This window comes from Oceanobacillus sp. HCA-5259 (assembly GCF_037892815.1).
In the GTDB taxonomy this organism is placed as follows: Bacteria; Bacillota; Bacilli; order Bacillales; family Amphibacillaceae; genus Oceanobacillus; species Oceanobacillus indicireducens.
Genome location: NZ_JBBKBV010000076.1, coordinates 1 through 1,651, shown reverse-complemented (window position 1 = coordinate 1,651; position 1,651 = coordinate 1). Strand labels below are relative to the sequence as shown.

Genomic DNA, 1,651 nt, shown 5'->3' with positions numbered 1-1,651 from the left:
CAGTTCAGTTGCCCGGCGGACGGTGACTCCAACGGGAAAAGCACGAGTCCGAAGACCCCGCAGGAAGCGTTTTTCTTCCGAGGAGGCTGAGGCCGTGCCCGTGGAAAGCATCCGTCCGCCGGGCAACTGAACGGTAATTAGAACGCCAAAAAACTGAAAGAGCTGGACACTTACGCTGTATGAAAGGAAAGCAATTCACAGCTTCTTTCGATTACAAAAGTAAATATAGCTGTTTATCCTGTGAATGTTGAGTAAGTAATGAAAGACTTTTTCGTTTAATTCGTGTATACTACTACTAGATATTATAGTTTAGGAGTTTATAAGATGAAAAGAACGAAAGCTTTTATTGCAATTATACTAACAATCGTTGCGCTTGCCTTCGTTGTTTTTGTAGGCATAATGCAACAAAAATTTACCAATCCAGACCTCGCTTCTATGTCATACCCACAGGCAGATACGGAGAGTGTCACAACAGACGAAAAAAACGAATCCGATGAAGAGGAAGCAGAAGGAACTGATAGTGTAGCTGGGGCTGTTGGTTCGGTTATAAATGACGAAGAAGCCGACGATACAGAAGATGCTGAAGAAATAGAAGCAACAACTTCAACAAGAACCGTAGAGGTCGAGACCTTAAATGCAAGAAGCGGACCTGGTGTTGATTATGATTTAGTCGGCGTACTTGTCATGGATCAACAAGTCGAAGTTGAAGATCGCGGTGAAGAATGGGTAAAGGTAACAACCGATGAATTCACCGGCTATGTGAATGTAAAATTTTTATCTGAAGAATAAGTTGAAAAAGTAAGAAGAGGTGGGATTGTCCTACCTCTTCTTACTTTTTATGCGAGAACCTCTTCTAACACTTTTGTTTCTTCATGATCGAGCATATTCTTCTGTAAAACGGCGTCGATTGGGCGATGCATAAGTTTCTCAAGCTCTTTCGTACTGTCTCCTTCTCCAACCATATAAAGCTGTTCCCATTGATTGTCTTTGGCTATCTTATCTAATTTCGGGGCAATCTTTTTATACCAGCGATGTTGGTTAGCAGCGAACCTCGATTCAAAACTATCCTTTTGCACATGGGGACCACCCGCTCCTGCAGTAGATGGTCGCCTTGGGCCTTGTTTTATCTTCCAATCTTCTGTATCTACATCGAGTTCGAAATATGTTGTCTCCTTAACCCGATTCGACTCTGAATCGATCACTTTAACTTGGTTCTGCTGCACGAGAACGATACCAAGCTTTGGATACTTTTCGCTTAGTTCAATAAGTTGATTAATCTCCGGTGTTTCCTGCCAGTAGAACTCATCCTCCAACCGCATTTGTACACATTTAGCAAACCACACATCATCATCTGCCGTTGCATAAATAATAATGCCACGCTGGAATTGCTGCTCATTCTCCTTAATAAAATCCATCGCTTTCTTTTTAACCTTTTTAAAATTATTTAATTCCTCTGTATTATCATCTTGCTGTAAGTATGTTTCGAAGTTTCTCATCCCGTTCTTCAAGTGGATCTTCCATTCTCCCCCTTGCTGGTTCGGGTCTGATCTATCCGTGTTTAAATACATCGTAAATACCTTGTTCGCTCCTTCTTTCCGCACATCCTTAAGCCAGTTAATCGTTTCCGTAATAGTAAGACTCACTCCATCGC

The 1,651-nt window shown here is 41.9% G+C and carries 2 protein-coding genes; one reads left to right on the top strand and one right to left on the bottom strand.

Annotated elements, in window-relative coordinates; translation table 11 throughout:
• Positions 1-324: 324 nt before the first annotated feature.
• A complete protein-coding gene (locus tag WKU33_RS18785) occupies positions 325-789 on the top strand; it encodes an SH3 domain-containing protein (RefSeq protein WP_340456111.1) in 465 nt (154 codons plus the stop codon).
• Positions 790-836: 47 nt separating this feature from the next.
• Here the strand turns inward: WKU33_RS18785 and WKU33_RS18780 are convergent.
• Positions 837-1,651, bottom strand: an 815-nt coding sequence (locus WKU33_RS18780; protein WP_445321714.1) for a VLRF1 family aeRF1-type release factor, incomplete at its 5' end; no start/stop codon positions are given.

Bases quoted from the DNA above. Each gene is read 5' to 3' on its own strand.
- WKU33_RS18785 (WP_340456111.1), top strand. From the start codon at position 325: ATGAAAAGAACGAAAGCTTTTATTGCAATTATACTAACAATCGTTGCG.